Raw genomic sequence first — 6601 nt, forward strand, 5'->3', positions numbered from 1 at the left:
CGACGACTCGGACGACGAGGAGCCTCTCGCGTACCGGCTCGAACGCCTCCGCCTCTGGCGGACGCTGGCGACGCTCGCGGTCGTCGTCGCCCGCCTCATCCGGTCGCTTTGAGCGTTACCGTGACGGTCCGATCGGGTGCCTTTTTAGGTGATACCGCCCTAGCCGAACGTATATGTTCAAGGCCATCGTGGGCGCGTCGACGTTTCAGGACGCGCTCGATTCGGTGAGCGTGCTGGTCGACGAGTGTAAGATCCGCCTGAACGAGGAGGAGCTCTCGATCCGCGCCGTCGACCCCGCCAACGTGGGCATGGTCGACCTGACCCTCGAAGCCGCAGCGTTCGAGTCGTACGAGGCCGACGGCGGCGTCATCGGCGTCAACCTCGCCCGGCTGGAGGACATCGCCGGGATGGCCAACTCCGGCGACCTGATCCACCTCGAACTCGACGAGGAGACCCGCAAGCTCCACATCGAGATCGACGGCCTCTCGTACACCCTCGCGCTCATCGACCCCGACTCCATCCGCCAGGAGCCGGACATCCCGGAACTCGACCTCGCCGCCGAGATCGTCGTCGAGGGCGCCCAGATCGACCGCGGGATCAAGGCGGCCGACATGGTCTCGGACCACATCCGCCTGCGCGTCGACGAGACCGACGAGGCGTTCTTCATCGAGGCCGAGGGCGACACCGACGACGTCGACCTCGAGCTCACCCGCGAGGACCTCATCGCGCTCACCGCCGGCCCCGCCGACTCGCTGTTCAGCCTCGACTACCTGAAGGACATGAACAAGGCGATCCCCGGCGACGCCGAGGTCACCATCGAGCTCGGCGAGGAGTTCCCCGTCAAGCTCCACTACGGGTTCGCGGAGGGGCTCGGGCACGCGACGTATATGCTCGCGCCGAGGATTCAGAGCGACTGAGACGACCGGAAGCGACGTTCTCGGTGGGACCGTCTGACGACTCGACCGTTCACTCTTCGTCCACGACCGGAATCGACACCGCCACCGTCGTCCCCCGCGGCTCGCGCTCGGCGTAGTCGACGTCGGCCCCGATCGCCGCCGCGCCCCACGCGACGACCCACAGCCCGAGCCCGGAGCCGTGTTCCAGCGCCGTCTCGCGCCCGGACTCGACGGTCTCGATCTCGTGGTCCGGGATCCCGGGGCCGTCGTCGTCGACGGTGAGAACGAACCGGTCGGCCTCCCCGCTCCCGTCGTCCTCGCCGCGCTCCCGCCCGAGTGTCACCCGGACCCACGCCCCGCCGTCATCGCGCTCGACGCCCTCGCCGTCGTGGTGGACGAGCGCGTTTTCAACGGTGTTCTCGACCACCGCGCGGAGCGCGTCGGCCCTGACGCGGGTGGTCCAGTCCCGAGCGCTCTCGCCCTCGTCCGCCCCCGCGCCCCGTTCGCCGCCCAGCTCGACGGTCGCGTCCGGATCGCGGTCCCGGGCGTCGGCGACGACGTTCCCGACGAGCTCGTCGACGGCGACCGCGCTCGTCTCCGCGTCTGCGAGGAGCCGCTCGACGGTGCCGGCCTTCTCGCCCAGCGCGGCCAGCGCGCCCGCCCGCCGCTCGATCGCGTCGGCCATGCGCGCCAGCTCGGGGTCCTCCAATCGGTCGGCGAGCAGCTCGCCGTAGCCGCGGACGACGCCCGCGTCGTTCCGGAGGTTGTGCCGGAGCACGCGGTTCAACACCTCCAGCTGCTGGCGGCGGCGCTCCCGCTCCGTCACGTCGGAGAAGACGACCGTGTAGCCGACGCGCGTCCCGCTGGGATCGGTCAGCGACGAGGTCGACACCGCGTACGTGCGTCGGCCCGCGCCGGCTCCGGCGTCGACCTCGACCGTCTCGCGGGCGCCGCCCTCGCCGTCGCCGCGCTCGCCGTTCGACCCGCCCACCTCGACCGGGAGGTCGAGGAACGCGTCGAGCGGGCGGTCGCGCGCGGTCTCGGCGTCGACGCCGAGCAGCGTCTCGGCCGCGGGGTTGAGCCTGACGACGCGCCGATCGAGCGCGAGCGCGACGATCGGGTCGGCGAGGTCGTCGATCGCGGTGCGCTCGGCGGCGCGGCTGGTCGTCGGGTTGCGGTCGAACATCTCCGCGCGGTCGAACGCGTAGGCGTCCAGCAGCATGTGCGGGACGAACATCAGGGGCGCGAGCTGGAGCTGCGGCACCGGTCCGAGCTCCAGCGTCCACGCGACCAAGGCGAACCCCGGCGGCAGCGAGCTCAGCGCGACCGCGGCGCTCTCCCGGCGGTACAGCGGGCCGTAGCTGAGGAGGGTGTCGACGAGGAGGAAGACGGCGCTGGCGACGAGCACGGTCTCGACGGCGACGACGAGGTACGCCCAGAGCCCGAACGCGTACGAGACCGTCGAGACGCCGAACGCGGGATCCATCCCGAACTCGGTCCAGAACGCCCCGTGGAGCGGGTTCGTGGCGAGCAGCGCGGTCGAGAGGAGGCCGAAGCCGACGACCGCCGCGAACAGCCGGCTCCGGACCACGTCGCTCCGGCCGGTGTACTCCAGCGCGAAGCCGAGGAAGGCGATCCCGGTCCAGACGATCCCGAGCCACGTCGTCGCCTCCAGCGCGGTCCGGAGCGTCGGGTCCGTGACGAGCAGCCCGACGCCGTACGACAGACACCACGTCGCCTGCGCGGCGAACACGCCGAGGAACCAGTCGACGCCGGGCCGTCCGCGGTGTTCGCGGATCGCCAGCGCGAGGCCGATCGCCCCCGCCCCGCCGGCGAGCGAGCCGACGGCGGGCCACGCCGGGACGAGGTCGAGGGCCATGTGTGGGGGACGACGGCGACGGTCGGCGTAAAACTGTCGTGCGGCCGCGGTCCGCGTCGCCCTCGCCTCGGCGCGGTCATCCGGTCCGGCGTCCGAACGCCGCGGCGACGGGCACGAGGAGGAGCGCGCCGACGAGGAACGGCGAGGCGACGGCGACCGTGTAGAGGACGGCCATCAGGGGCGGGCCGACGGTCCGGCCGAGGCTCGACGCGCCCTGCGTCACCCCGAAGGCGGCCCCCTGCTCCGCGTCGTCGGCCGACGCGGAGACGAGCGTCGCCAGCGAGACGTTGACGAGGGCGTTCCCGAGCGAGAGCGCCGCGAGCGCGAGGAGCAGCGCGACGAGCGGGAGCGTGAGCCACGCGGGTCCGCCGAGCGCGACCCCGCCGACCGCGCCGTCGACGAGCCCGGTCGCGGGGATCGCGACGAGCGCGCCCGCGAGGACGACCGACCCGGCCGCGACGAGCGTCCGCGACGGGACGACCCGCGAGAGCCGCCCGACGAGCACCCCTTGGTTCACCGCGCCGAGGACGCCGACGTACGTGAGCAGGAACGCCGCGGCGGTCGCGTCGTAGCCGAACGCGTCCGCGACGAACGGGATGAACATCACCTGTACCCCCGCGAACGCGACGGCCACGACGAAGTACGCGACCGTCAGCGGCCGGAGCGTCACCGAGGCGAGCGCGTCGCGGAACTGGCCGATAGCGGTGGTGCGCCGGGTCCCCTCCGACCCGGCCGCCCCCGCGTCTCCCGCCGGCCGCGTCCGCGTCGGTTCCTCGAGGAAGGCGGCGCCGACGCCGACCGCGAGGAAGCTCATCCCGGCCGCCGCGAAGCTCGGCAGCGAGTACGCCGTCGCCGGGACGAACGCCGGGAGGAGGGCGTCGGCGCGGGCGACCACGGGGTCGGCGGCGAGCAGCCCGCCGATCGCCGGGCCGAAGACGAAGCCGAGCGCGAACGACGCGCCGACGAGCCCAAGCGCGCCCGCCCGCCGGTCCCGCGGCGTGATGTCGGCGACGTACGCCTGCGCGGCGGCGATGTTGCCGCCCATCGCCCCCGCCAGCGTCCGGGAGGCGAACAGCGTCCCCAGCGCCGCGGCGGTCCCGAATCGCGCGCCCGACTCGCCGGCGTAGCCGAACGTCACCCACGCGACGCCGGCGGTCGCCAGCGACGCGAGCAGGACGGGTCGGCGCCCGATCCGGTCCGAGAGCCGGCCGAGCGTGGGCGCCGCGAGGAACTGCGCGAGCGAGTACGACGCCGCTAGGAGACCGATGAAGGCGTCGCTGACGCCGAACGACCGCACGTAGAAGGGTAAGATCGGGATCACGATCCCGAAGCCGACCAGGTCGATGAACACGACGCCGATCACGACCGCGAGCGCGCGCCGCGGGTTGGCGACGGCGGGGGGCCGCGGGGGCTCGTCGCTCTCGCCGGCGTCGGGGTCGGCGTCCGGCGGGGGGGCACCGACGTCCCCGCCGACGTCGCCGTCGATCGATGCGACGCCGGCTTCCGGGTGTGTCACGGTGGCGAGAGGACGCGCGTGAACTTAAAAAGGCGGACGGGCCCGCTCCGGCGTTCGCCGCCGGCTCCCGCCCGCTACAGGTGTCGCTCGATGACGCGCTTCGCGGACTGCCCCTTCTCCTTCCAGCCGTATCCCTCGTCGTACACGTGGCGCTTGGCGTCGACGAGCTCCTCCGGCGTCGACTCCTTGAAGCCGCCGCGGTCCCACGCGCCGGACTCGCGGAGCCACTCGACCACGTTCTCGCGGGTCTCGGGCCACGAGAGCCCGACCATCTCGTACCACGCGACCATCGCGAAGACGGCGTTGTCGTGACAGCCCGGGACGGAGCCGTGCTCGTAGACGGTCCGCATGGGGTCGCGGGTCGGCTCCGAGACGAGCTCCTTGAATTCGGCGGCGGTGAGGAGGCGGAGGCGACCGCCCTCCTCGACGACGCGCTGTTCCCGTTCCAAGGCGTCGAGCGCGGCCTTGCGGAGCCCGCCCCAGTCGCCGTGGACCGCCTCGCGCAGCGTGGACTCGGCCATCCCGTCGGGCTCGGCGGTGAGAACGGTCAACAGGTCCGTGTACGCCTTCTCGATGGTCGGCCAGCTCACGCCCTCGAAGTCGCAGTCGGCGTCGTGGAGGCTGTTGGTCGTCCGGCAGCCGGGACACGGGTAGCGGAACGTCGGCACTGGGTGAGAGTGGGTCGCGCCCCGAGTTAGGGTTTTCGCGACGCGGCTCGCGGAGTCGTTCCCGGCGTCGCCGAGGTCGACGCCCGCCCTCGGCACCGTCGATCACGGCGTTCCGAAACGTTTACTCGCCGGCCGGCCGCGATTTCAGACGGTATGACTAAAGTTAGCGTCATCGGTGCGGCGGGGACCGTCGGGGCAGCGGCCGGCTACAACCTCGCGCTGCGCGACGTTGTCGACGATCTCGTCTTCGTCGACATCCCGGATCAGCGGGAGACGACGATCGGGCAGGCGGCCGACGCGAACCACGGGATCGCCTACGACTCGAACACGACCGTCCGGCAGGGCGAATACGAGGACACCGCCGGCTCGGACGTCGTCGTGATCACGGCCGGGATCCCGCGGAAGGAGGGGCAGACCCGGATCGACTTGGCGGGCGATAACGCGCCCATCATGGAGGACATCGGCTCGTCGCTGGCCGAGCACAACGACGACTTCGTCACCGTCACCACCTCCAACCCGGTCGACCTCCTGAACCGCCACCTGTACGAGGCGGGCGACCGCGACCGCCACGAGGTGGTCGGCTTCGGCGGGCGGCTCGACTCCGCGCGCTTCCGCTACGTCCTCTCCGAGCGCTTCGACGCGCCCGTCAAGAACGTCGAGGCGACGATCCTCGGCGAGCACGGCGACGCGCAGGCGCCCGCCTTCTCGAAGGTGCGCGTCGACGGCCGCGACCCCGAGTTCGACGCCGACGAGAAGGGGGAGATCCTCGCGGACCTCCAGGAGTCCGCCATGGACGTGATCAGCCGGAAGGGCGCCACGCAGTGGGGCCCGGCCACCGGCGTCGCCCACACCGTCGAGGCCATCCTGAACGACACCGGCGAGGTGCTCCCCTGCTCCGTCGTGCTCGACGGCGAGTTCGGCTACGAGGACACCGCGCTCGGCGTCCCCGCGAAGCTCGGTTCGAACGGCGTCGAGGAGGTCGTCGAGTGGGACCTCGACGAGTACGAGGCCGACCTGCTCGACGAGGCCGCGGAGAAGCTCTCCGAGCAGTACGAGAAGATCGCCTGAGGCGCGCCCGACACCGCGGTCGACGCCGCAGTCTCCACTCTGCTTTTTAAACCGACCCGCGGACCGTCGACTGCCGATCCGATTTATAAGTAGCCCTGAGTGACGGTGGTGATCGATCGGAACTCAGGACCGCGGTGGCGCGCGCCTCCGAGCGGCCGCCATCGGCGGCCGCGAGGAGCGTGCGCGAGGGAGGAGCGAGCGAAGCGAGCGACGAGGCTGGGGAGGTGTGAGGTGCGGTTGCTGTGCGGGGTGGGACTCAAAGGGGCAGCCGCGAGGGCGAAGCACGGCGACGCAAGCACTGCAAGGAGCGAGCGTAGCGAGCGACTGAAGCGCGCAGCGAGCCGCGCGAGCCCTCGCGGCTGGGGCTTTGTAGATGTTCTCTGCCGATCCGCAACTCTCCACTTATAAACAATCGACTCAGAGTTCCTACTCCTCCTATTCGCCGTCGGCGTTCGCGAAGAACTCCACGTCGCCGGCGATGACCGCGCTCGCGACCACGCCGCCGCCGACCAGCAGCGCGACGACGAGCGTCGTGAGCGTCGTCGAGAGCGCGCTCCCGCCGACCGCGACGCCG

General features: G+C 71.9%; 5 protein-coding genes. 2 read left to right on the forward strand and 3 right to left on the reverse strand.

Features of this window, described 5'->3' with window-relative positions; translation table 11 throughout:
- Positions 1–173: 173 nt before the first annotated feature.
- A complete protein-coding gene (locus tag DJ73_RS19150) occupies positions 174–917 on the forward strand; it encodes a DNA polymerase sliding clamp (RefSeq protein ID WP_094558771.1) in 744 nt (247 codons plus the stop codon).
- A gap of 49 nt (positions 918–966) precedes the next feature.
- Here DJ73_RS19150 and DJ73_RS19155 read toward each other — a convergent pair whose 3' ends face one another.
- From DJ73_RS19155 to DJ73_RS19165, 3 genes are all read right to left on the reverse strand, one after another.
- On the reverse strand, positions 967–2775 hold the full coding sequence (locus tag DJ73_RS19155) for a histidine kinase N-terminal 7TM domain-containing protein (RefSeq protein ID WP_094558772.1): 1809 nt from the start codon (positions 2773–2775) through the stop codon (positions 967–969).
- Positions 2776–2851: 76 nt separating this feature from the next.
- Entirely contained in the window at positions 2852–4291 is a 1440-nt protein-coding gene (locus DJ73_RS19160) for an MFS transporter (RefSeq protein ID WP_094558773.1), read from the reverse strand.
- Positions 4292–4365: 74 nt separating this feature from the next.
- Entirely contained in the window at positions 4366–4959 is a 594-nt protein-coding gene (locus DJ73_RS19165; RefSeq protein WP_094558775.1) for a hypothetical protein, read from the reverse strand.
- A 153-nt stretch (positions 4960–5112) separates the two neighbouring features.
- On the opposite strand from DJ73_RS19165, the gene mdh reads away from it, so the two are divergent.
- Entirely contained in the window at positions 5113–6027 is a 915-nt protein-coding gene (gene mdh / locus DJ73_RS19170) for a malate dehydrogenase (protein ID WP_094558774.1), read from the forward strand.
- Positions 6028–6601: the final 574 nt, after the last annotated feature.

Origin of the sequence: Halorubrum sp. Ea1 (genome assembly GCF_002252965.1) — an archaeon.
GTDB lineage: Archaea > Halobacteriota > Halobacteria > Halobacteriales > Haloferacaceae > Halorubrum.